This window comes from Enterobacter bugandensis (assembly GCF_900324475.1).
In the GTDB taxonomy this organism is placed as follows: domain Bacteria; phylum Pseudomonadota; class Gammaproteobacteria; order Enterobacterales; family Enterobacteriaceae; genus Enterobacter; species Enterobacter bugandensis.
Window position 1 is genome coordinate 856,351 of sequence record NZ_LT992502.1, and the last position, 24,523, is coordinate 880,873.

Here is a 24,523-nt window from a genome sequence, read left to right on the forward strand (position 1 = left end):
GAATAAAATTATTCGTAGCTCATGGTGAAGTAAGCGTTGGCGCTGACTTTACCTGACTGTACAGGGCTAGTATCTTTCACCCAGTTGGAGCCAGGGACATAAGCAACACGGTAGAACAGTTTACCGGAGCCGGCTTTCAGGTCTGTTTTCTGCGTATTATTGTCAGGCTGGCCTACCATAATACGAGATGAAACGGTTGGGGCATTGTTAAACAGGGCAAGTGCAACGTTGGTTGCAGAGCCTTGTACGTTAGCATCGGGTTCAATAGTACCGTTCGCAATAGCGCCCATATTTTTTGACATGAAGCTTGCAGAGGCATTCTTTAATGTCTCAGGGCAATTGGTGAGCAGCAGTTCAAAGTTTTTGGAACCGACGCCAGTATCAATAGTTGTGGATTCAACTTCAGATTTTTTAACGACGGGTAAGGTAATAGTAATATTGCTTTGTGATTCACCATTAGAGGTGGAAATATTACATGTTGTGTCTGTTACCGCACCATCAAAGGTGATTAAACCAAGATCCGTATCTGCGATTGCTGAAAAAGAACCTACTGCAAACAAAGCTACAGCTGAAGCTAATAACGTTTTTTTTAACATAATTGAAATTCCATTTAAAAAACATTGTAATGATTTAATACAAGCAAAATGATGATAGGGATCTCTGTATACGTTGGGTATTTAGAATTACTAAAAGTTATAATTAGAAAAAATTAAAGATTGATAAGTCATTGAAAAAGATCTTGAAAATGATCTCAAAAAAAACACTGGGAGTTATTTTTTATTGCGTTGATATGCTATTGGCAGGCTTGGATTATTAATGGCATTGATCATTTTCCCTTCGTATATAACTGAGGGGAATGTTTATTTAAGAAAGGAGACGCGAAAAGAGAGGTGAAAATAAGAGAAATGAGTAAAGAGATGCTATTTACATAATTCACAATGATGTGTTTTTTCCTGTTAAGGAGCGGATCCAGAGGGTTCCGCTCCTTGTTGGAATCAGGCAACCTGAACCGGAATCGCCTTTGCGGTGCGCTTCATTTCATTGTCGCCTTCGAAGTAGGCCACTTTAGGCTGCCAGCGGCGGGCTTCTTCGTCAGACATCATCACGAAGCTGGCGATGATCACAATGTCGCCCACGTCCGCACAGTGCGCCGCAGCGCCGTTAACGGAGATGATTTTAGAACCGCGCTCGGCGGCAATCGCATAAGTAGAGAAGCGTTTACCGTTGTTCACGTTCCAGATATCAATCGCTTCGTTTTCAAGGATACCCGCCGCGTCGAGAAAATCCTGGTCAATGGCGCAGGAGCCTTCATAGTGCAGGTCGGCCTGCGTGACTTTCACACGGTGAAGCTTACCTTGCAGCATTTTGCGAATCATTACGTTTACCTTTAATTATCAAGGGCGAAGAACTACGCCAGCTCAACCACTTTATTGTCAATCAGGCGTGCCTGGCCGAGCCATGCCGCCACCAGGATGACTGCGCGCTTGCTGTTCTGAGTTAATTCCAGCAGCGTATCAGCATCACGAATTTGTACGTCGTCAGCACGAAGGCACTTATCGTTAAGCGCCTGCTCGGCAAGGGCAATAATCTCTTCTGCTGTTAACTCTTTTGCCAGCATCTGCTCTGCCATGGTGTTCATAACCTTGCTCAGGCCCGGCGCGATTTTACGCTGTTCGGCGGTCAGGTAACCATTCCGCGAGCTGAGCGCCAGACCGTCTTTCGCACGCACAATCGGTACGCCGACGATCTCAATATCGTAACCCATGTCAGCAACCATCTTGCGGATCAGCGCCAGCTGCTGGAAATCTTTCTCACCGAAGCAGGCAACGTCCGGCTGCACCAGGTTAAATAGCTTGCTGACGATGGTGGAGACGCCGCGGAAGTGGCCCGGACGGCTTGCTCCTTCCAGCATGGTGGAAATGCCCGGGACGTCAACGTAGGTCGCCTCTTCGGTACCCTGCGGGTAAACGTCCGCCGGTGCAGGTGAGAAGACGATATCCGCGTGGCGTTTTTTGAGCTTCTCGCAATCTTCCTGCAGGGTGCGCGGATAGCGTGCCAGATCGTCGGCGCGGTCAAACTGCATGGGGTTCACGAAGATACTGACCACCACGATATCTGCTCGCGCACGGGCTTCGTCGACGAGCTTCATGTGGCCGTCATGCAGATTGCCCATGGTCGGGACCAGTGCGATACGTTTACCTTCCTGACGCGCGCGGCGGATATGCTGGCGAAGCAGCGGCAGGGTTTCAATGATTAGCACAACGAGACTCCTTAATGGAAACTGTGTTCTTCACCCGGGTAAACACCGGATTCAACGTCGGCAATATACTGCCTGACCGCAGCGCGCATGTCGCCCGCTTCAGTGAGGAAATTTTTGGCAAACTTCGGGATATGCCCGCCAGTAATACCAAAGGCGTCGTGCATCACCAGAATCTGACCGTCGGTCACGTTGCCTGCACCAATACCAATCACCGGAATGGAGAGTGCGTCGGTGATGCGTTTCGCCAGCTCAACCGGCACGCACTCCAGCACCAGCAGCTGGGCGCCTGCGGCTTCCAGCGCCAGGGCATCCTCAAACAGCGTCTGCGCTGCGTCGCCGCGGCCCTGCACCTTATACCCGCCAAAGATGTTGACGGACTGCGGGGTCAGGCCCAAATGACCACACACCGGCACGGCGCGTTCGGTGAGCATTTTCACCGTCTCCACCAGCCAGGCGCCGCCTTCAATTTTGACCATGTTAGCGCCAGCGCGCATCACTGCCGCCGCGTTTTCAAATGCCTGCTCTGGCGTGGCATAGGCCATAAACGGCAGGTCGGAAAGCAGAAGGCAGCCTGGCGCACCGCGGCGTACCGCACGGGTGTGATATGCAATATCTTCGACCGTGACCGGCAGGGTGGAATCATGTCCTTGTACCGTCATCCCTAACGAATCTCCGACCAGCATGACGTTGATACCCTCTTCGGCAAACAGTTTGGCGAAGCTGTAGTCATACGCGGTGATGGTGGCGAAGCGTTTTTTTTCCTGTTTGCATTTCTGCAGTAAGGAGATGGTGGTTGGTTTCATATTGTTTCCTGATAGCCCAAAAGCGAATCTTTGCGCATTCTAACAGTAACATTCGAGGGAACAATGATTTTAGGCAACCGATTAACCACAATTATTCTGTGGTCAACCGGTGAGGGAAGAGGATCACCAGCGAGCGGGTCTTTCCGCGTTCAGGTTGTCCAGAACGGCCTTGAGCGGGATGCCTTCCGGGAAGGTGAGATCGGGCGCCACTTCAAAGAGCGGCCAGAGCATAAAGCCACGATTTTTCATGTCGTAATGCGGTACGGTGAGGCGTTCAGTGTTAATCACCTCATGGCCGAACAGCATAATATCGAGATCAAGCGTGCGCGGCCCCCAGCGTTCGGCTTTGCGTACGCGCCCCTGCTGCAGTTCGATGCGCTGAGTGTTGTCCAGCAGCGTTTCGGCATCGAGGGATGTTTCCAGCACCACGGCGGCGTTCAGATAATCAGGCTGATCCTGCGGGCCTAGCGGCGGCGTGCGGTAAAAGGAGGAGACCGCCACGATACGGCTTTGCGGGATCTCACCCAGCGCCTGTACGGCAGCATTCACCTGCTCCAGCGGAGAGGCTAAATTGCTGCCGATGGCGATATACGCAAGGGTCATGCTGTCCCTTCACGACGCGGTGCGCGTTTGCGCGGACGACGATGACGGCGACGCGGGGCAGGTTCTTCATCCAGCCCGGTCAGCATATCTTTCTGCTCCGGCGGGGCGGAAACCTGGAATTCGGCCCACCACTGCGCCAGGCGCTGCAGCTCCTGATTGCGTTCAGTTTCCGCACGCAGCGACAGCAGGTCGAAGGCGGCGCGGAACTTTGGATGCTCCATCAGCTTCCAGGCACGTTTGCCCTGACGGCGGGACATGCGCAGCTGAAGCTGCCAGATGTCGCGCACCAGCGTGGTAATGCGTTTTGGGATAGCCAGCGTGCGGCACCCTTCGTCCAATACATCGTTCGCGGCCAGCGCGAAGGCATCGTAATAGGCGAGGCCGCTCTCCTGGGTGATTCTTTGAGCCGTTTCCAGCAGCGGGTACCAGAACATTGCCGCAAACAGGAATGCCGGGTTCACGCGCATATCGTTATGGATGCGGGTGTCAGTATTTTTCAGCACCTGCGCAATCATCCGCTCCATTGGGCTGTCGCCGTTTTCGGTGAAGTAACGGGTAATGGTCGGGAACAGTGGCTGGAACAGGTTGTATTCGCGCAGCAGATTGTAGGTTTCGAACCCGTAGCCGGCCTGCAGCAGCTTCAGCGCCTCTTCAAACAGGCGGGCAGGCGGCACGTCGTTAATCAGCGTCGCCAGACGCGGGATCGGCTCTGCGGTTTCCGGGCTGATGCGCATGTTCAGCTTGGCGGCAAAACGCACGGCGCGCAGCATGCGCACCGGATCTTCGCGATAGCGCGTTTCCGGCGTGCCGATCAGGCGGATCAGACCCTCTTTCAGGTCCTGCATGCCGCCGACGTAATCACGCACGGTGAAATCCGCCACGCTGTAATAAAGGCTGTTGATGGTGAAGTCGCGACGCTGGGCATCTTCTTCGATAGAGCCGAAGATATTGTCGCGCAGCAGCATACCGTTCTGGCCGCGCTGTGACGTGGTGCGGTCGGATGCACCCGCTTCGTGGTGGCCGCGGAAGGTCGCCACTTCAATGATTTCCGGCCCAAACATCACGTGAGCCAGACGGAAACGGCGGCCAACGAGACGGCAGTTGCGGAATAATTTACGCACCTGCTCGGGCGTGGCGCTGGTCGTCACGTCGAAATCTTTCGGTTTTTTGCCCAGCAATAAATCACGCACCCCACCGCCAACGAGATAGGCCTCGTAGCCCGCTTTATTCAGACGATAGAGTACCTTGAGGGCATTTTCACTGATATCTTTGCGGGAAATATTGTGCTGCTCACGCGGAATAACCGACATGTGTGGCTGTGCAATAGCGTCGTTCGCCATGCTCTCTTCGCGGCTTAGCACTTTACGGCAAAAATTAGCGACTCGGGTAAAAATGGTACACCTCGTAGTGTGTTTTGTTATGAAAAAAGCGGCTAATCATAGCTCAGCGCAACGCATTTGAGAATGCTGGATTTTTGGCACTGCCGCGAGCGTCCAGTTGGCAATGGCTATTTTCAGCAATTCGTCAATGCGCAGAACCTGCCATTCGTTGGTTACATTCTGGTTGAGAAATCGCAGCGCGTCGATCAAAACAGGACGCGGATCGCCGTCTGGCAGGGCCGGGGCGTGGTTTTGCTTGGAGAGCTTAATGCCCTGCGCATTGACCGCCAGCGGCAGATGAATGTAATCCGGCACCGTCCAGCCAAACTGATGATAAAGCGAGATTTGCCGTACGGTCGGTTCGACCAGGTCCGCCCCGCGCACAATTTCCGTCACGCCCTGGAAATGATCGTCGACGACCACCGCCAGGTTATACGCAAACAGACCATCACGACGGTGAATAATAAAATCTTCACATGCCAGACGTTCATCCGCCCTAATCTCACCGGAGAGCCGATCGTGGAAGCGGGTGACGGGCGCGCGCTGTAGCAAGCGTACGGCGGCATTTTCCGGGGGAAGATTCAGCGTGCGGCAGTGGCCGTCATACACACCTCCCACGCTCTGGATACGCGCGCGGGTGCAGGTGCAGTTATAGGAGAGCCCCTGAGCGCTGAGCCAGGCCAGACGTTCCCGATAAGCCTCATGACGTTGTGACTGCCACAGAACGTCGCCGTCCCAGTGAAGACCGTAATGTTCCAGCTGACGCAGAATGGTGTCTGCAGCACCGGGAACTTCACGCGGAGGGTCAATATCTTCGATGCGGACGAGCCATTTACCCTGACTGGCGCGAGCCTGCAGGTAGCTGCCAAGCGCGGCAATTAATGAGCCGAAGTGTAATTCACCGGAAGGAGATGGCGCAAAGCGCCCGATATAGTGTGATTCAGACATATCAACAGTAACAAGGCGGGAGAGACTCCCGCCTTTGAAGTGTATAAACAGCGCTGGCGTTAGCCGGCCATCTGTTTTTCGCGGATTTCGGCCAGCGTTTTACAGTCGATGCACAGATCGGCGGTTGGACGCGCTTCCAGGCGACGAATACCGATTTCAACACCGCAGGATTCGCAGTAGCCAAAATCTTCGTCTTCGACTTTTTTCAGCGTTTTCTCGATCTTTTTGATCAGCTTGCGTTCGCGGTCACGGTTACGCAGTTCGAGGCTGAACTCTTCTTCCTGAGCGGCACGGTCTACCGGATCCGGGAAGTTAGCAGCTTCATCCTGCATATGCGAAACGGTGCGATCCACTTCATCCCTGAGTTGATTACGCCATGCTTCAAGAATACGCTTGAAGTGCGACAGCTGGGCTTCGTTCATATACTCTTCGCCCGGCTTCTCTTGATACGGCTCCACCCCAGCGATGGCGAGAATACTCAGGGACGATGTTTTACGGTTTTGCCCTTCTTGCATGTTGCTTCTCCTTAACACGCACTATCGATCCCCGTGTTGGGGGAAAAATCAGGTCGCTATAAATAGCAGATGCTTTTCCGTATGGCAATTATCTAAACGTAACACTTGACAAGCCTGTGAGGAAAAGCGTATTTGCGCACGCGGCCAGAACACTTATTCATCAATCGTCTAATCCCTTATAAGACAATGGGAAGAGACGATCTCAGAGTCATATTATCGGCAGAAAGTTCCGCTTTATAAGCTAAAACCTCTACCCCCTGCTTTTGTGCCTCATTCAACAGTTGTGCGTATTTAGGATCGATATGGCGGGCAGGGGAAAACCGTTCAATCGCTGTATGCAACACCGCAAACAGCAATACGGCGCGTTTGCCCGCCGCCGCAACACTCATTAGCTCTCGCAGATGCTTCTGCCCGCGTAGCGTTACCGCATCCGGAAAGAAGCCGTTTTCCTGTTCCGCTAACGTCACTGATTTTACTTCAATATAGCACTCAGGACGGCCTTCCGCCTGTAACATGAAGTCAATTCTGCTGCCTTCATCGCCGTATTTCACTTCTGTTTTATGCGTACCGTAACCCACCAGTTCGGGAATGGCGCCATTCGTCAGCGCTTCCTTAACCAGCTGATTTGCACGCAGAGTATTAACACAAATAAACGCCCCGTTTTGCGTTTCGGTTATTTCCCAGGTATGGGGATATTTGCGTTTAGTATTTTCTGAAGTGGAATACCAGACCGTGTCACCCGGCGCGGCGCAACCGGTCATGGCGCCGGTGTTGGGGCAGTGCAGGGTGAGCTCTTCGCCTTCCGGCGTCACTACGTCGGCGAGGAAGCGTTTGTAGCGTTGGATCAGCGTGGCGGACTGGAGTGCAGGACTAAACTTCATCGGAATTCCTTGTGGTGTCGCCCAACGTCCAGCGCTGTAGCGGCCTGTAGCGGGTGCGTCCCCGTGCAAAGACGGATTCATAAAGCGCGAATTCATTAACCGGAAAAGCCCAGTGAAAACCCGGCGGCGGAATGGCAACGGCCTGCCCGGCATCGCGCAGGAGCGTGACGTGCGGATGAAACGGCTGCGGGCTCTGGTAACAGCCACTGCGCGCTGCCTGCGCGCGCAACATATTGGCGAGCTGTAACAACCCGCGCGGCGGCTGGCGCGTACCCAGCCAGACCACGCGCGAACGCAGCCACTGACCCGCATCGTCAAGGTGCAGCGTAAACGCCGGCTGGGCAATACGCCCGGCCATGGCGGCTAATGCCCGCTGTTTTTCGGCGCTCACGTCACCCAAAAAGGCCAGCGTCAGGTGCAGGTTTGCCGCCGCAACGGGTCGGCCCGCTTCCGGTGGAAAATGTTCCGCGCGCCAGCGAACGATTTGCCGCTGTAGGGTGGTGGGCAATTCAATGGCAAAAAACAGCCGTTTCGAATCAGACATACGGGGGACTCGGTAATGATATGCGCCGATGCTACAATGTACGCCGACTAATGTTAACCCTCTGGAGCTGTTAGTGTCCTCATTGCCGGTCGCCGTCGTTCTTCCTGAGCTTCTCGCTGCCTTACAACATGCCCCGCAGGTTTTGCTTAACGCGCCTACGGGGGCGGGTAAATCTACCTGGCTGCCGCTGCAGATCCTTAAAGAGGGGAAGATTGCCGGGAAAATTATCCTGCTGGAGCCGCGCAGGCTGGCCGCGCGCAACGTGGCGCAGCGCCTGGCGGAACTGCTGAATGAAAAACCGGGTGAAACGGTAGGCTACCGGATGCGCGCCGAAACCTGCGTCGGCCCGTCCACGCGGCTTGAGGTGGTCACCGAGGGCATTCTTACCCGCATGCTGCAAAACGACCCGGAGTTGAACGGCGTCGGGCTGGTGATCCTGGATGAATTCCACGAGCGCAGCCTGCAGGCCGATCTGGCCCTCGCGCTGTTGCTCGACGTTCAGCAGGGGCTGCGCGACGATCTGCGGCTGCTGATTATGTCGGCGACGCTGGATAACGAGCGGCTACGACAGGCATTACCCGATGCGCCGGTCATCAGCTCAGAAGGACGGGCATTTCCTGTTGAGCGTCGCTATCAGCCGCTTCCTGCCCATCAGCGCTTTGACGAAGCGGTAGCTATTGCCACTGCTGACCTGCTTCGCCAGTCGCCTGGCTCGCTGCTGCTGTTTTTGCCCGGCGTGGGGGAGATTCAGCGCGTGCAGGAGCGGCTGGCCTCCAGGGTGGGCAGTGACGTACTGCTTTGCCCGCTCTATGGCGCCCTGTCGTTGACCGAGCAGCGTAAAGCCATCCTTCCCGCCCCGGCGGGGCAGCGTAAAGTCGTGCTGGCAACCAACATTGCCGAAACCAGTTTAACCATCGAAGGCATTCGCCTGGTGGTGGATAGCGCGCAGGAGAGGGTGGCGAGCTTTGATCCGCGCACCGGGCTGACTAAACTGCTGACACAACGCATCAGTCAGGCGTCAATGGTGCAGCGCGCGGGCCGTGCGGGGCGTCTAGAGCCGGGTATTTGCCTGCATTTGACCAGCGCGGAGCAGGCTGAACGGGCGGCACAGCAAAGCACGCCGGAGATTTTACAAAGCGATCTCTCCGGGCTGGTGATGGATCTCCTGCTTTGGGGCTGCCCGGATCCTGAACAGCTCACCTGGCTTAATCCACCGCCTGTCGTGAATCTCGCCGCCGCGCGCAGCCTGCTCACCCAGCTTGGCGCGCTGGAAGGTGAACGTCTGACGGCGCGCGGTCAGAAAATGGCGGCGCTGGGCAACGATCCGCGTCTGGCGGCGATGCTGGTGGCCGCTCAGGGCGAAGATGAAATTGCCACAGCGGCGAAACTGGCGGCTATTCTTGAGGAGCCGCCGCGCGGAGGCAGCAGCGATCTGGGGCAGGCGTTTTCGCGCAATCAGGGAAACTGGCAGCAGCGGGCGCAGCAGCTGTGCAAACGCCTGAACTGCCGGGGCGGTTCACCTGACGGCGATAAGATTGCCTCCCTTCTGGCGCTGGCCTTCCCGGACAGGATTGCGCGCCGCCGCGGGCTGGATGGACGCTACCAGCTGGCAAACGGCATGGGGGCGATGCTGGACAGCGATGATGCCCTGACGCGACATGAATGGCTGATCGCGCCGCTCCTGCTTCAGGGCAGCCAGTCTCCTGATGCCCGTATTTTACAGGCGATTGCCGTGGACATAGATGCCCTGACGCGTACCTGCCCGCAGTTGCTCCAGCAATCGGACATCGTGGAATGGGATGACGCTCAGGGGACGCTAAAGGCGTTTCGGCGTAGTCAGATTGGCAAACTGATCCTCGGGACGAAACCGCTGGCGAAGCCGTCGGAAGAAGAGTTACACCAGGCAATGCTGAACGGCATTCGGGAAAAGGGCCTTAACGTCCTGAACTGGACGCCGGAAGCTGAACAGTATCGCATTCGTCTGCACTGCGCCGCGAAGTGGCTACCGGAATACGGCTGGCCCGCGGTGGATGATGAGACGCTGCTCGCGACGCTTGAGCAGTGGCTGCTGCCGCAAATGAGCGGCGTGCACTCTCTGCGCGCCCTTAAGGCGCTTGATGTTAAGACCGCGTTACAGAATTTACTGGACTGGTCATTACGTCAACGTCTGGATAGTGAGCTTCCTGGGCATTACACTGTGCCCACCGGGAGCCGGATTGCCATTCGTTATCATGAGGATAATCCTCCGGCGCTGGCGGTTCGGATGCAGGAGATGTTTGGTGAGGCAACCACGCCGTCTATTGCGGAAGGGCGGGTGCCGTTGGTGCTTGAGCTGCTCTCGCCTGCGCATCGTCCGTTGCAGATCACCCGCGATCTGGGAGCGTTCTGGGCGGGAAGCTACCGTGAAGTGCAGAAAGAGATGAAGGGGCGCTACCCCAAACACGTATGGCCGGACGATCCGGCGAATACGGCGCCGACGCGGCGGACGAAGAAATATTCGTAGTGGGGAAAGTGCGGCCTGATGCCCTCACCCCGGCCCTCTCCCACGGAGAGAGGGAGAAAACCAATTTTGAGAGATTTCTTCTTTCACAGGCCTGTGAAAGAAAAGAAAATCTGGCCTTTGCGCCTGAAAGTTGCGGAGAAAAAGCATGGCGGGGAATGACCGCGAGCCAATAGGACGTAAGGGAAAACCCGCGCGTCCGGCGAAAGAAAAGGTAAGCCGTCGTCGCCTCAGAGATGAGGAGTATGACGATGACTATGAAGACGATTATGAGGATGAAGAACCCATGCCGCGTAAAGGAAAAGGCAAAGGGCGTAAGACTCGTGGGAAGCGCGGCTGGTTCTGGCTGCTGCTGAAGCTGTTCATTGTTTTTGTTGTGCTGATCGCGATTTACGGCGTTTATCTGGATCAGAAGATCCGCAGCCGTATCGACGGGAAAGTCTGGCAATTGCCGGCGGCAGTGTATGGTCGCATGGTGAACCTTGAGCCGGACATGTCCATCAGCAAGAACGAGATGGTGAAACTGCTGCAAGCTACGCAGTATCGTCAGGTCACGAAAATGACCCGCCCGGGCGAATTTACCGTCCAGGCGAAGAGCATTGAGATGATCCGCCGCCCGTTCGACTTCCCGGACAGCAAAGAGGGGCAGGTGCGCGCGCGTCTGACTTTTGACGGCGATCGGCTGGAAACCATTGAGAACATGGACAATAACCGCCAGTTCGGTTTCTTCCGTCTTGATCCGCGTCTGATCACCATGCTCTCGTCCGCCAATGGCGAACAGCGCCTGTTCGTGGCGCGTAACGGCTTCCCGGATCTGCTGGTGGATACCCTGCTGGCAACTGAAGACCGCCATTTCTACGAGCACGACGGTATCAGTCTCTACTCCATCGGTCGTGCGGTGCTGGCGAACCTGACTGCGGGCCGTACCGTGCAGGGGGCGAGTACGCTTACCCAGCAGCTGGTGAAGAACCTGTTCCTCTCCAGCGAGCGTTCTTACTGGCGTAAAGCCAACGAAGCGTACATGGCCGTGCTGATGGATGCGCGCTACAGCAAGGATCGTATCCTTGAGCTTTACATGAACGAGGTGTACCTCGGCCAGAGCGGCGATAACGAGATCCGCGGCTTCCCGCTGGCGAGCCTGTACTACTTTGGCCGTCCGGTGGAAGAGCTCAGCCTTGACCAGCAGGCGCTGCTGGTGGGCATGGTGAAAGGGGCGTCCATTTATAACCCGTGGCGCAACCCGAAACTGGCGCTGGAGCGTCGTAACCTGGTACTGCGTCTGCTGCAACAGCAGCAGGTGATTGACCAGGAATTATACGACATGCTTAGCGCACGTCCGCTGGGCGTGCAGCCGCGCGGTGGGGTGATCTCTCCGCAGCCTGCTTTCATGCAGATGGTGCGCCAGGAGCTGCAAAGCAAGCTCGGTGATAAAGTCAAAGATCTCTCCGGCGTGAAGATCTTCACAACCTTTGACTCGGTAGCCCAGGACGCTGCAGAAAAAGCGGCGGTGGAAGGGATCCCGGCGCTGAAGAAACAGCGCAAGCTGAGCGATCTGGAAACCGCGATGGTGGTGGTTGACCGTAACACCGGCGAAGTGCGCGCGATGGTGGGCGGCGCAGAGCCGCAGTATGCGGGCTACAACCGTGCCATGCAGGCGCGTCGTTCGATTGGCTCTCTGGCTAAACCAGCGACCTATCTCACCGCGCTGAGCCAGCCGAATTTGTATCGCCTGAACACCTGGATCGCCGATGCGCCAATCTCCCTGCGTCAGCCTAACGGCCAGGTCTGGTCACCGCAGAACGATGATAAACAGTTCAGCGGCCAGGTGATGCTGGTGGACGCGTTAACCCGCTCCATGAACGTACCTACGGTTAACCTCGGTATGGCGCTGGGCCTGCCGGCCATTGTCGACACCTGGCAGAAGCTGGGCGTACCGAAAGATCAGCTGCACCCTGTTCCGGCGATGATTCTGGGGGCGCTTAACCTGACGCCGATCGAAGTGGCGCAGGCGTTCCAGACCATTGCCAGCGGGGGTAACCGCGCACCGCTCTCTGCCCTGCGTTCGGTGATTGCCGAAGATGGCTCCGTGCTGTATCAGAGCTTCCCGCAGGCTGAACGTGCCGTTCCTGCGCAGGCGGCCTACATGACGCTGTGGACGATGCAGCAGGTTGTGCAGCGCGGTACCGGTCGTCAGCTGGGGGCGAAGTATCCTGGTCTGCATCTGGCGGGTAAAACCGGGACCACCAACAACAACGTCGATACCTGGTTTGCCGGTATTGATGGCCGTGAAGTGGTGATCACCTGGGTAGGTCGTGACAACAACCAGCCGACCAAACTTTACGGGGCGAGCGGGGCGATGTCGATTTACCAGCGCTACCTGGCGAACCAGTCACCTGTGCCGCTGAACCTGGTCGCGCCGGAAGATATCGTCGATATGGGCGTGGATGGTTCCGGGAACTTTATCTGCGGCGGCGGGATGCGAACCCTCCCGGTCTGGACGACCAACCCGGACTCACTGTGCCAGCAGAGCCAGCCTGAACAGCCAACGGGCAACCCGTTCGATCAATCTTCTCAGCCGCAGCAGCCGCAGCAACAACCGGCCCAGCAGCAGAACGAGAAGAAAGACAGTGATGGCGTGGCCGGTTGGATCAAGGATATGTTTGGTGGGAATTAATTAATTCCCTGAATAAAAAGCCGCTTTAATATAAAGCGGCTTTTTTGTTTTTTACATTCTGCAATTTTTAAAAAAATTAAATATCTAATTTAGAATTTTTAAGTCCTCATTTTTTTCATCTAAAACATGCATTTGAAATCTTCTACATGTTGCGTGACTTTATCCTCTCTGGACACAATGAAGAATAATCTGATGTAATCGCCATAAGAAATTCACTGGCTCAAAGGATATTCCTATTTAGTCAGTCATGTGTAACATGCTGGATAACATTTCGACTCAAAATATTTGTAGTGCGAATGGATGCCACAATTGTCAAATATAAGGATATTTTTCATGAACAAAAAAATTGTCTCTACATTTTTAGCCGGAAGCGTTATGGCCGCGCTGTCTCTGCCTGTATTTGCATCAAACGATTCCGGTACGGTGAACTTCGCCGGAAAAATTGTTGCCGATACCTGTGAAATTAACGTTGATGGCACAGGGACTAACGCTTCCACCGTCACTTTCGCAGATACCTATCCTTCGGATTTTGGCGCTGACGGTACGGTTGGCACCTCAAAAGCCTTTAAGATTGAAGTGAAAAAATGTGACCCGCTGGTCGCTAAACTGAACCTCAAGTTTAGCGGCACGACAACAGACGCCGCTAACAAGCGCTTGAAGAACGATCTGACTGGCGCAGGCAATGCGACCAACGTTGGCATCATCGTTAGCAATGAGAACGGCGCTAAAGGCGATGTTGTTTTCGACGGTTCAGTACCGGATACGGGTACCGATGTGAATAACGACGCGACCGGGGCAACGGCTTCTGTCTTTAACTACACCGCGAAAGTGATTCAGGTGGGGGATACCGCGCCAACCGCGGGCCATTACTCCTCCTCTGCAACATTTGAGGTTGTCTATCGCTAAGCAATGACGGGCAGCCTGAACGGCTGCCTTTTTGGAACATTGTATGAAGACTTTATTTAAATTGTTATGTGGTTGTTTAATTATTTCCTGCTGTTCAGTACAGGCAAGTGTTGTTCTCGGTGGTACGCGAATTATTTATCCATCGAATAAATCAGAAGTTCAGATAGCACTTAAAAATAAAGATCCGCATACACGTTATCTGGTGCAAAGCTGGGTCAGTTACCCCAATGATGCGAAAGCGCCATTTATTATTACTCCTCCTGTTTACAAATTGCAGGAAAATCGTCAAACCCTTTTGCACGTTATTTTTACCGGCGATAAAAAAAGCCTGCCCGCAGACCGGGAATCTCTGTTTCTGGCAAACGTTAAATCCGTATCGGCACTCTCGCCGGAGCTGAAAGAGAAAAACACGCTGCAATTTGCGATGAAAACGCGCCTGAAGCTTTTCTGGCGTCCGGCTCAGCTGAAGGAAAGCGATGCCCTGGAAGCCTACGCAAAAATCACATTCCAGCGTCAGGGCGACACGCTAATTGCAAACAACCCGACCCCGTTTTACGTCTCGTTTGGCGAGCTTGCCGTTGGTGGGAAAAGTGTTCCGGTGAAAGAGACCAAAACCACGCCAGGCGCCATTTCAATGATGGTGGCTCCGTTCAGTGAGCAGCGTTTCGCGTTACCGAATTCAGCAAAGGGCGCGGTGACCTGGACGGCAATCAATGATTTCGGTGGGCAAACCCCACAGCGCAAGCAGGCTCTTTAAATCATCATGTTGGTATTTTATGTCGTCATCTCTGCTTCACAAACAGGTACTGTACGGGATCGCGCTGACGCTGCTCGCCGCGATCCAGCCTGCCTGTGCTGATGACGAATTTAACCTGCGGATCCTTGAGCTGGATACGCCCCTCGAAAATACCTCTACATTAAAAAACTTCATTAACGATAACGGGCTACTTGCCGGAAGCTACCTTACGACTGTTATGTGGGATCGGGATGTAGTGGATAAACGTCCCATCGCTTTCGTGCTGTCTGACGATAAACAGCGCCTGCTGCCGGAGCTGACGAAAGCGGACCTGCGCGATTACGGCGTGAAAGTCGACACGATCCCGGACTTAAAAGATCTGGATGACGGCGCTTATGTCCGCGATATCTCCCATTTCATTGAAAATGCCCGTTACGAATACAATCAGGATGACCAGACCCTGAAGCTGGTCATCCCGCAGGCGTATCGCGACCATGCTGCCGCTGGCGCGATACATCCAAAATTCTGGGATGACGGCGCGCCTGCCGCCTGGACAAGCTATCAACTCAGCGGTTCTCAGCAGCACTACAGTTCGGGCAAAACCTCTTCGACCTGGCTTGGCCTGGAGTCGGGGATTAACCTTGGGGCGTGGCGGCTGCGGAATAACAGCACCTGGAGCGACGCTTCCGGCTGGGAGGGCATTGCCAGCACGTTACAACGCGACATCAAAACGCTGAAAAGCCAGCTTGAGATTGGTCAGACATATACCAATGGTGAACTTTTTGACAGCGTCCAGATGACCGGCGTGAAGCTGGAAACGGATACTTCTATGCTGCCTGTTAGTCAGCAGGGCTTTGCGCCCGTCGTGCGCGGTATTGCCAATAGCGATGCGAAAGTCACTATCAAGCAAAACGGCTACACAATCTATCAGACAAACGTCTCGCCGGGGCCGTTTGAGATCCGCGATTTAAGCCAGGTAACATCCGGAGCCGATCTGGAAGTGACTGTCGAAGAGGCGGACGGCAGCGAACATAGCTTCATCCAGGCCAGCGCGTCGGTGCCGGTGTTACAGCGGGAAGGCGGCTTTAAGTATTCGCTGGCCGCAGGGCGCTATCGCGGTAATGAAGGTGAAGACGAACCCACCTTTGCGCAAGGCACAGCCATCTATGGTCTGCCTTACGGCGTCACGGCGTATACCGGCGCGCTGGGTTCATCACTGTATCACGCGCTGCTGCTGGGGCTCGGTGCCGATCTGGGGCATTTCGGCTCCGCCTCTGTCGACCTCACGGCCGCGCGTACCGCGTTTGATGACGGGCGTGACGATGCCAGTGGTTTATCCTGGCGGGCGCAGTATTCAAAAGATATTCCAGATACGGATACCACCATCACGCTTGCCAGCTATCGCTACTCCACATCGGGGTTCTATACCTTTCAGGAAGCTATCGATCAGCGTGACAGCGAAATCGATGACGGCATTTATACCTACCGCAGAACTAATAACCGCCGTAGCCGCATGCAGCTCAACCTTTCCCAGCGGGTTTCTGACTGGGGCTCGGCCTATCTCAACGGCTATCAGCAGGACTACTGGGATATGGACGGCCATGAGCGTAGCGTCAGCGCGGGGTTCAGCTCCAGCTGGCGCGACATCACCTGGTCGATAAGTTACAACCTGACCCGCACGCCAGATGCCGATACCGACCGGCAAATGGCGTTGACGGTCAACATTCCGTTATCAAAGTGGCTGCCGAATTCCTGGGCAACCTACAGTACCAATACCTCCAGTGGCGGATTTGTCTCGCATCAGGTTGGGCTTGGCGGTACCGCGCTGGAGGACAATAAGCTGAGCTACAACCTCCAGCAGACCTATGCCAACCAGGATACGGGTTACGGCGGCAGCCTGTCCGGGCGTTATCGCGGGGCTTCCGGTGAGGTAGGGATGGGGTACAGCTACGGTGGTAACAATCGGCAGTGGAACTACAGCGCTCAGGGGTCAATCGTTGCTCACGAGCATGGCGTGACGCTGGGTCAACCCGTACGCGACGCCTTCGCCATTGTGCACATTAAAGATGGTGATAACGTCAAAGTGCAAAACGGGCGCGGCATCACGACGGACCGTTTTGGTAACGCGATTGTTCCTTCTCTGACGGCCTACCGGCACAACATCATCACCGTGAATACGCAGGATCGGGAAGATATTGATATCGACGCGGCAACGCTGGATCTCGTGCCGACGAAAGGGGCGGCAGTGCCGGCCACGTTCGACGCGCGCGTGGGACGACGCGCGCTGGTGACCTTGCTCTACGCGGGTAAGCCCGTGCCGTTTGGTGCCCTGGTGGCGCTGGACAACACCACGGCCATCGTGGGCGATGATGGGGAGGTTTACCTGACAGGGCTGTCCGGCAAAACAACGTTTAGCGTGCAGTGGGGAGAAGAGCGCGATCGGCAGTGTCACGGGACGCTGGATCTTCCCTCGCACAGCGCGGCAGGGATCGTGAAAGCCACGGTCAACTGCCTTAACTGAGGTATCTCATGAACCTACGACGTATCGTTAACACATTTCTGCCACCGGTACTGCTTGTGCTGGCGGGGGCATTTTGCCATTCAGCCCGGGCAGATTGTACCTTCAACGGCAGCGCTGACGCGGATGCCGTGGTGACGTTTCAGCTTCCCCCGGTCATTATTGTCGCCCCCGACACGCCCGTCGGCACCGTGCTTTATGACGCCAGCGTCGAGAGTAAAGCGGTGACGGTGGATTGTAGCGGTGACGCGCAAATTCGACGCGGGTATTTGTACCTCACGGATGCGGATGCGCGCGAAGGTGTGATGAGCGGGGTTTATCAGACCAACGTGCCGGGTATTGGCATCCGTGCGGCGTCATCGACCGAACGGCTTCCCGGTTACACTGAACAGGATTTAGTCCGGCCCATGCAATTTCTGGGATCGATCCACGGCTCTTCGACAAGTACATCTGTATTTCGCGCCGCTGCCCAGCTGGTCGTCACGGGCGCTATCCAGGAGGGCGATCTTGATACCTCACGGTTAACCTCAATGGATATCATGGGCAACGCGCCGATCGGTGAAATGCGCTTCTCTCCCACCACTATTCGCATCACCACAAACACCTGTAACCTGGTCAATCGCAACATCTATGTGCCGCTGAAAACGGTCAATACCCAGGACTTTAGCGGCCAATACTCTGACATCCTCACGGACGGCAGCTTTAAGATTGAGATCACCGACTGCGCGGCAGGCACAAAGGTGGATTATCAGTTTACCAGCGCGGGATCAACGGGCGTCACGAACGGCAATATTTTGGGGATCGCCTCCGGAGATTCCGCCGCTGAAGGCGTCGGCATTCAGATCCTTGACCAGAATGATACTGTACTGCAGTTCGATCGGAACTATACGGCGATAACCGGCACGCAGGACAACGTTCCTGTCGAGATCCCACTCAAGGCTCGCTACGTCAGGACGGGGGAGATAAAAGCCGGCAAAGTCGATTCTGTCGCGACGTTCGAGCTCTTTTACCGTTGATTCATCCTGCCCGCTCTGGCGGGCTAAGGATCATTTCACTAACTTCGTTAACCCTCTCTTTTCATCTGGTTAATTCTTAAACCCTTAAATCTTGTAGGGCCGCTTACTGCTTGCTATGCAACCAGCGTTTCGCATATTATTCTGCGGTCATAATAATAATTCTCGTTTACGTTATCATTCACTTTTCCATCAGAGATAAACATGGCGCTTTCCAATACTGCTCAGCCAATTAACACGTCGCTGCGTAAAGTCGCGGTTGTCGTAGCCACAGCGGTTGCCGGCATGTCTGCATTTGCTCACGCTGCCGAAACCCCGAAAAAAGAAGATACTATTACCGTTACCGCTGCACCTGCTGCACAGGAGAGTGCCTGGGGACCTGCTGCGACTATCGCCGCTCGCCAATCTGCGACCGGTACCAAAACAGACACCCCAATTCAAAAGGTTCCACAGTCTATTTCTGTGGTAACGGCCGAAGAGATGGCGCTGCATCAGCCACGTTCCGTTAAAGAAGCTCTGAGCTATACCCCGGGCGTTGCAGTAGGCACCCGTGGTGCTTCCAATACTTACGACTACCTGGTTATTCGCGGTTTCGCGGCCGATGGCCAGAGCCAAAACAACTACCTCGACGGCATGAAAATGCAGGGGAACTTCTACAACGACGCGGTAATTGACCCGTACATGCTGGAGCGCGCCGAAATCATGCGCGGTCCGGTTTCCGTTCTGTACGGTAAAAGCAGCCCAGGCGGCCTGCTGAATATGGTAAGTAAGCGCCCAACAACCGAGCCGCTGAAAGAGATCCAGTTTAAAGTGGGTACCGACAGCCTGTTCCAGACAGGCTTTGACTTCAGCGATGCGATCGACGATGACGGTGTCTATTCATACCGCCTGACGGGCGTTGCGCGCTCGAACAATTCGCAGCAGGAAGATAAGGGCGAGCAGCGTTATGCCATCGCGCCATCCTTCTCCTGGCGTCCGGATGACAAAACCACCTTCACGTTCCTCTCCTACTTCCAGAACGAGCCTGAAACGGGCTACTACGGCTGGCTGCCAAAAGAGGGGACGGTTGACCCGCTGCCAAACGGCGATCGTCTGCCGACTAACTTCAATGAAGGCGCGAAGAACAACACCTATTCCCGTAACCAGAAAATGGTGGGATACAGCTTCGACCACGAATTCAACGATACTTTCACCGTGCGTCAGAATCTGCGCTTTGCCGAGAACAAAACCTCGCAAAACAGCGTTTACGGCTACGGCATGTGTTCCGATCCGCTCTATTCGAGTAATCCGGCATCCAGCCCTTGCGCGAGCATTCCTCAGTCACAATGGGGGCATACGCTGACTCGCCAGTATGTGATCGATGACGAGAAGCTGCAAAACTTCACCGTTGATACGCAGCTTCAGAGCAAGTTCGCGACGGGGGCTCTCGACCATACTCTGTTGACAGGCGTTGATTTCATGCGCATGCGTAATGACATTAACTCCTGGTTCGGCTATGCCGGCTCCGTTGCGCCATCCGATATTTACGATCTCGATCGTGGCGATTTCGATTTCGGTTCACACCCTGGACCATCTGGTGCTTACCAGGTGCTGAACAAGCAGAAGCAGACCGGCGTTTACGCTCAGGATCAGATCGAATGGGATAAAGTGCTGGTGACACTGGGCGGCCGTTACGATTGGGCCGATCAGGAGTCCTACAACCGCGTATTAAATACCACCGCCAAGCGTGATGATACTCAGTTCACCTGGCGTGGCGGCGTTAACTACCTGTTCGACAACGGGGTAACTCCTTATTTCAGCTACAGCGAATCCTTTGAACCGGCTTCCCTGACCGACGCTCAAGGTAAACCATTCTCACCGTCTAAAGGCAAACAGTACGAAGCGGGCGTGAAATACGTGCCTAACGATCGTCCGATCGTGATCACCGGTGCAGTGTATCAGCTGACCAAAACCAACAACCTGATGGCTGACCCAACTGGCTCACCCTTCTCCGTTGAAGGCGGCGAGATCCGCGCCCGTGGCGTAGAGCTGGAAGCGAAAGCGGCGCTCTCTGCCAGCGTGAACGTTGTCGGTTCTTATACCTATACCGATGCGGAATACACCACCGACACCAACTACAAAGGCAACACGCCGGCGCAGGTGCCAAAACATATGGCATCCCTGTGGGGTGATTACACGATGTTTGACGGCCCACTGTCTGGCCTGACGCTGGGTACCGGTGTGCGTTATACCGGCTCCAGCAAAGGTGACCCGGCGAATAGCTTCACTGTTGGAAGCTATACACTGGTTGATGCACTGGTCAGATACGATCTGGCGCGTGTAGGCATGGCCGGATCAAACGTCGCGCTTCACGTGAACAACCTGTTCGATCGTGAGTACGTTGCCAGCTGCTTCAACACCTACGGTTGCTTCTGGGGTGCTGAACGCCAGGTTGTCGCCACCGCGACCTTCCGCTTCTAACCTCTTTATGGGCACGGTTCGCCGTGCCCTTTTTATTTAAGTTGGCTGACATGCAGGATAATAAAACGCAATCCGACACCACCTTTACGCTCAATAATCTCTCCTTTCGCGTACCCGGGCGCACCCTGCTGCATCCGCTCTCTCTGACGTTTCCTGCCGGTAAAGTGACGGGCCTGATTGGCCACAACGGTTCCGGTAAATCCACGCTGCTCAAGATGCTGGGACGCCACCAGCCACCTTCTGAAGGGGATATTCTGCTGGACGATCGGCCGCTGGAGGGCTGGAGCAGTAAAGCCTTTGCCCGCAAGGTGGCCTACTTGCCGCAGCAGCTGCCGCAGGCGGAAGGGATGACGGTGCGTGAGCTGGTAGCGATTGGCCGCTATCCGTGGCACGGGGCGCTTGGCCGCTTCGGCGTCGCCGACCGGGAGAAAGTAGAAGAGGCGATTGCGCTGGTAGGGCTAAAACCGCTGGCGCATCGCCTGGTGGATAGTCTGTCCGGCGGTGAACGTCAGCGGGCGTGGATTGCGATGCTGGTGGCGCAGGACAGCCGCTGCCTGCTGCTGGATGAACCGACCTCTGCGCTGGATATCGCCCATCAGGTCGACGTGCTGGCGCTGGTGCATCGCTTAAGCCAGCAGCGCGGCCTGACGGTGATCGCTGTCCTGCACGATATCAACATGGCGGCGCGCTACTGTGACTACCTCGTCGCGCTGCGCGGCGGTGAAATGATCGCTCAGGGCACGCCGTCTGAGCTGATGCGCAGCGAAACGCTGGAACATATTTACGGTATTCCGATGGGTATTTTGCCTCACCCGGCCGGGGCTGCTCCCGTGAGCTTTGTCTACTGATGCTGGATTCAACATACATAAGCCGCCGTCGCCTGCTGACGGTCATGGCGCTCTCGCCGCTGCTGTTGAAGATGGCCCCGGCCCGCGCCGCCGCTATCGATCCGCACCGCATCGTGGCGCTGGAGTGGTTACCCGTCGAGCTGATGATGGCCCTGGGTATCACGCCCTACGGCGTGGCCGACATTCCCAACTACACCCTGTGGGTGAATGAGCCAAAACTGCCGGACTCGGTCATCGACATCGGTCTGCGCACGGAGCCAAACCTTGAGCTTCTCACGCAGATGAAACCGTCTTATTTATTCTGGTCTGCGGGGTATGGCCCGTCGGAAGAGATCATGGCGAAGATTGCGCCGGGACGAGGCTTTTCCTTTAGCGACGGTAAAAAGCCGCTGACCATGGCAAAAAATTCCATCCATGAGATGGCCCAGTTCCTCAACCGGGAAGCGGAAGCAAAACAGCATCTCGATGAGTTTGACGCGCTGATTGAGTCTCTTAAGCCGCGCTTTGCCCGCCGTGGCGATCGGCCTTTGCTGATGGTGACGCTGCTGGATGCCCGCCATATGCTGGTCTTTGGAAAGAACTGCCTGTTCCAGGAAGTGCTCGACAACTTCGGCATTCGCAACGCCTGGGAAGGCGAGATGACTTTCTGGGGAAGCACCGCCGTGGGCATCGACCGCCTGGCGGCGTTTCGCGACGTCGACGTGCTGTGCTTTGACCACGGCAACGAGCGTGAAATGCAAACCCTGATGGCGACCCCGCTCTGGCAGGCGATGCCGTTCGTGCGCGAGCAGCGCTTCCTGCGCGCCCCTGCGGTATGGTTTTACGGCGCGACGCTGTCGGCAATGCACTTTGCCCGCGTGCTGGACAACGTGATGGGGGGCAAAGCATGAGTACGCGTATTGCCCGTTTCCCGGCGCTGCTGCTGGGGCTGATTTTTCTGGCGGCGCTGGCGCTAACCGGGTTCAACCTCTCCACGGCACTGCCGCGCGAGCAGTGGGCGGCCGCGTTTGCCGCTCCGGATATCGACAATATTCAGCAGATGTTGTTCCACTACAGCCTGCTGCCGCGTCTTAGCATCTCCCTGCTGGTCGGGGCGGGGCTGGGGCTGGTGGGCGTGCTGTTCCAGCAGGTGCTGCGTAACCCGCTGGCAGAGCCAACCACGTTGGGCGTGGCGACGGGGGCACAGCTGGGGATCACCATCACCACCCTCTGGACCCTGCCGGGGGCATTAACCTCGCAGTTTGCCGCGCTGGCAGGAGCCTGCGTCGTGGGCGCGCTGGTCTTTGGCGTGGCCTGGGGAAAACGTCTCTCGCCGGTCACGCTGATCCTCGCCGGGCTGGTCGTCAGCCTCTACTGCGGCGCGATCAACCAGCTTCTGGTGCTGTTTCACCACGACCAGCTGCAAAGCATGTTTATGTGGAGCACCGGCACGCTCACCCAGACCGACTGGAGTATCGTCCAGCGCCTGTGGCCACAATTGTTTGGCGGCGTGGTGCTCACGCTGCTGCTGCTGCGCCCGCTGACGCTGATGGGGCTGGATGATGGCGTGGCGCGCAACCTGGGGCTGGCGCTGTCGCTGGCTCGTCTGGCGGCGCTCACGCTGGCGATTGTGTTAAGCGCTCTGCTGGTTAACGCGGTTGGCATCATCGGGTTTATCGGCCTCTTTGCGCCGCTGCTGGCGAAAATGCTCGGGGCGCGTCGCCTTCTGGCACGTCTGCTGCTGGCGCCGCTGATCGGGGCGCTGATCCTCTGGCTTTCCGATCAGATCATTCTCTGGCTGGCGCGCGTCTGGATGGAAGTGTCTACCGGGTCGGCAACGGCGCTTATTGGGGCGCCGCTGCTGCTGTGGCTGCTCCCGCGCCTGCGCAGCATCAGCGCTCCAGCGATGGACGCGGGTGATAAGGTCTACGCTGAACGTCAGTCGGTGCTGTGGTTCAGCCTTGCCGGTCTGGCGGTGTTGCTTATCGCCTCGTTTGCCGCCCTCGCGTTTGGGCGCGATGCCGCAGGCTGGCACTGGGCAACGGGTGACTTACTCAACGAACTGCTGCAGTGGCGCTGGCCGCGTATTCTCTCCGCGCTGATTGCCGGGGTGATGCTGGCGGTGGCGGGCTGTATTATTCAGCGTCTGACCGGTAACCCGATGGCAAGCCCTGAAGTGCTGGGGATCAGTTCCGGCGCGGCCTTTGGCGTGGTGCTGATGCTCTTCCTGGTGCCGGGCAATGCGTTTGGCTGGCTGATGCCTGCCGGGAGTATCGGTGCGGCGGCCACGCTGATGATTATTCTGGTTGCCTCTGGCCGCGGCGGATTTTCTCCGCACCGCATGCTGTTGGCTGGTATGGCGCTCAGCACCGCCTTTACTATGCTGCTGATGATGCTGCAGGCGAGCGGCGATCCGCGCATGGCGAAGATCCTGACCTGGATTTCCGGCTCAACGTACAACGCCACCGCCAGCCAGGTTGCCTGGTCAGGAAGCGTTATGATCGTGCTGCTGGCGATGGTACCGCTGTGCCGTCGATGGATGACCATTCTGCCGCTGGGGGGCGAAACCGCGCGTGCGGTTGGCTTAGCGCTGACGCCAACGCGCGTCGCGCTTCTTCTGCTGGCGGCGTGTCTGACGGCAACCGCCACCATGACCATCGGTCCACTAAGCTTTGTAGGGTTGATGGCGCCGCATATCGCCAGAATGATGGGTTTCCGACGGACGATGCCACATATTGTGATGTCGGCCCTGACGGGCGGGGTCATTCTGGTGTTTGCCGACTGGTGTGGAAGGATGGTGCTGTTCCCGTATCAGATCCCGGCGGGCCTGCTGTCGACCTTTATCGGTGCGCCTTACTTTATCTATCTGTTGAGAAAGCAGAGTCGGTAGTCAGGTGCGGCCTGATACCCTCTCCCACGGGGAGAGGGAGAACATCGTAGGCCGGGTGAGCGTTAG

At 56.2% G+C, this 24,523-nt stretch carries 20 protein-coding genes; 10 read left to right on the forward strand and 10 right to left on the reverse strand.

The window, feature by feature from the left end:
* Positions 1-8 precede the first annotated feature (8 nt).
* The 10 genes from DG357_RS04135 to thpR all read right to left on the reverse strand — a co-directional run bounded on the left by DG357_RS04135 (position 9) and on the right by thpR (position 7,933).
* Complete coding sequence (locus DG357_RS04135) at positions 9-596, reverse strand: fimbrial protein (RefSeq protein ID WP_048961416.1); 588 nt, start codon at positions 594-596, stop codon at positions 9-11.
* A gap of 399 nt (positions 597-995) precedes the next feature.
* Positions 996-1,376, reverse strand: coding sequence for an aspartate 1-decarboxylase (gene panD, locus DG357_RS04140; RefSeq protein WP_003856284.1), 381 nt, complete (start codon positions 1,374-1,376; stop codon positions 996-998).
* Between the two features lie 32 nt (positions 1,377-1,408).
* Complete coding sequence (gene panC, locus DG357_RS04145) at positions 1,409-2,260, reverse strand: pantoate--beta-alanine ligase (RefSeq protein ID WP_088204381.1); 852 nt, start codon at positions 2,258-2,260, stop codon at positions 1,409-1,411.
* Positions 2,261-2,271: 11 nt separating this feature from the next.
* Positions 2,272-3,063 carry a 3-methyl-2-oxobutanoate hydroxymethyltransferase gene (gene panB, locus DG357_RS04150; protein ID WP_045259479.1) on the reverse strand — a complete coding sequence of 264 codons (792 nt, stop codon included), beginning with the start codon at positions 3,061-3,063 and terminating at the stop codon, positions 2,272-2,274.
* Between the two features lie 123 nt (positions 3,064-3,186).
* A complete protein-coding gene (folK, locus tag DG357_RS04155; RefSeq protein ID WP_047367349.1) occupies positions 3,187-3,666 on the reverse strand; it encodes a 2-amino-4-hydroxy-6-hydroxymethyldihydropteridine diphosphokinase in 480 nt (159 codons plus the stop codon).
* Positions 3,663-5,060, reverse strand: coding sequence for a polynucleotide adenylyltransferase PcnB (gene pcnB / locus DG357_RS04160; RefSeq protein ID WP_028015552.1), 1,398 nt, complete (start codon positions 5,058-5,060; stop codon positions 3,663-3,665). The genes folK and pcnB overlap by 4 nt, the downstream gene beginning before the upstream one ends.
* Positions 5,061-5,102: 42 nt before the next feature.
* A complete protein-coding gene (gene gluQRS, locus DG357_RS04165; RefSeq protein WP_088204382.1) occupies positions 5,103-5,993 on the reverse strand; it encodes a tRNA glutamyl-Q(34) synthetase GluQRS in 891 nt (296 codons plus the stop codon).
* Positions 5,994-6,052: 59 nt separating this feature from the next.
* Positions 6,053-6,508: an RNA polymerase-binding protein DksA gene (gene dksA / locus DG357_RS04170; protein WP_013095632.1), complete on the reverse strand. Its 456-nt coding sequence runs from the start codon at positions 6,506-6,508 to the stop codon at positions 6,053-6,055.
* A gap of 176 nt (positions 6,509-6,684) precedes the next feature.
* Positions 6,685-7,389, reverse strand: coding sequence for a DNA/RNA nuclease SfsA (sfsA, locus tag DG357_RS04175; protein ID WP_041911210.1), 705 nt, complete (start codon positions 7,387-7,389; stop codon positions 6,685-6,687).
* Positions 7,379-7,933 (reverse strand): RNA 2',3'-cyclic phosphodiesterase, encoded by a 555-nt coding sequence (gene thpR / locus DG357_RS04180; RefSeq protein WP_047367352.1) that lies wholly within the window; start codon positions 7,931-7,933, stop codon positions 7,379-7,381. Before thpR ends, sfsA begins: the two co-directional genes overlap by 11 nt.
* Before the next feature lie 73 nt (positions 7,934-8,006).
* Between thpR and hrpB the strand changes: the two genes are divergently transcribed.
* The 10 genes from hrpB (at position 8,007) to fhuB (ending at position 24,457) form a co-directional block, all read left to right on the forward strand.
* Positions 8,007-10,436: an ATP-dependent helicase HrpB gene (gene hrpB / locus DG357_RS04185; RefSeq protein ID WP_088204383.1), complete on the forward strand. Its 2,430-nt coding sequence runs from the start codon at positions 8,007-8,009 to the stop codon at positions 10,434-10,436.
* 145 nt (positions 10,437-10,581) lie between these two features.
* Positions 10,582-13,107 carry a bifunctional glycosyl transferase/transpeptidase gene (gene mrcB / locus DG357_RS04190; RefSeq protein ID WP_088204384.1) on the forward strand — a complete coding sequence of 842 codons (2,526 nt, stop codon included), beginning with the start codon at positions 10,582-10,584 and terminating at the stop codon, positions 13,105-13,107.
* 333 nt (positions 13,108-13,440) lie between these two features.
* Positions 13,441-14,013: a fimbrial protein gene (locus tag DG357_RS04195; protein WP_088204385.1), complete on the forward strand. Its 573-nt coding sequence runs from the start codon at positions 13,441-13,443 to the stop codon at positions 14,011-14,013.
* 43 nt (positions 14,014-14,056) lie between these two features.
* Positions 14,057-14,770 carry a fimbrial biogenesis chaperone gene (locus DG357_RS04200; protein WP_041911205.1) on the forward strand — a complete coding sequence of 238 codons (714 nt, stop codon included), beginning with the start codon at positions 14,057-14,059 and terminating at the stop codon, positions 14,768-14,770.
* A gap of 19 nt (positions 14,771-14,789) precedes the next feature.
* A complete protein-coding gene (locus DG357_RS04205) occupies positions 14,790-17,270 on the forward strand; it encodes a fimbria/pilus outer membrane usher protein (RefSeq protein WP_088204386.1) in 2,481 nt (826 codons plus the stop codon).
* Between the two features lie 8 nt (positions 17,271-17,278).
* Positions 17,279-18,283 carry a fimbrial protein gene (locus DG357_RS04210; protein ID WP_080351183.1) on the forward strand — a complete coding sequence of 335 codons (1,005 nt, stop codon included), beginning with the start codon at positions 17,279-17,281 and terminating at the stop codon, positions 18,281-18,283.
* 201 nt (positions 18,284-18,484) lie between these two features.
* The gene (gene fhuA / locus DG357_RS04215; RefSeq protein WP_045259489.1) at positions 18,485-20,740 is read left to right on the forward strand and encodes a ferrichrome porin FhuA; all 2,256 of its coding nucleotides are present in this window, start codon (positions 18,485-18,487) and stop codon (positions 20,738-20,740) included.
* A 50-nt stretch (positions 20,741-20,790) separates the two neighbouring features.
* Positions 20,791-21,588, forward strand: coding sequence for a Fe3+-hydroxamate ABC transporter ATP-binding protein FhuC (gene fhuC, locus DG357_RS04220; protein WP_028015563.1), 798 nt, complete (start codon positions 20,791-20,793; stop codon positions 21,586-21,588).
* The gene (gene fhuD / locus DG357_RS04225; RefSeq protein WP_088204387.1) at positions 21,588-22,478 is read left to right on the forward strand and encodes a Fe(3+)-hydroxamate ABC transporter substrate-binding protein FhuD; all 891 of its coding nucleotides are present in this window, start codon (positions 21,588-21,590) and stop codon (positions 22,476-22,478) included. Before fhuC ends, fhuD begins: the two co-directional genes overlap by 1 nt.
* The gene (gene fhuB, locus DG357_RS04230; RefSeq protein ID WP_047367358.1) at positions 22,475-24,457 is read left to right on the forward strand and encodes a Fe(3+)-hydroxamate ABC transporter permease FhuB; all 1,983 of its coding nucleotides are present in this window, start codon (positions 22,475-22,477) and stop codon (positions 24,455-24,457) included. The genes fhuD and fhuB overlap by 4 nt, the downstream gene beginning before the upstream one ends.
* Positions 24,458-24,523 lie beyond the last annotated feature (66 nt).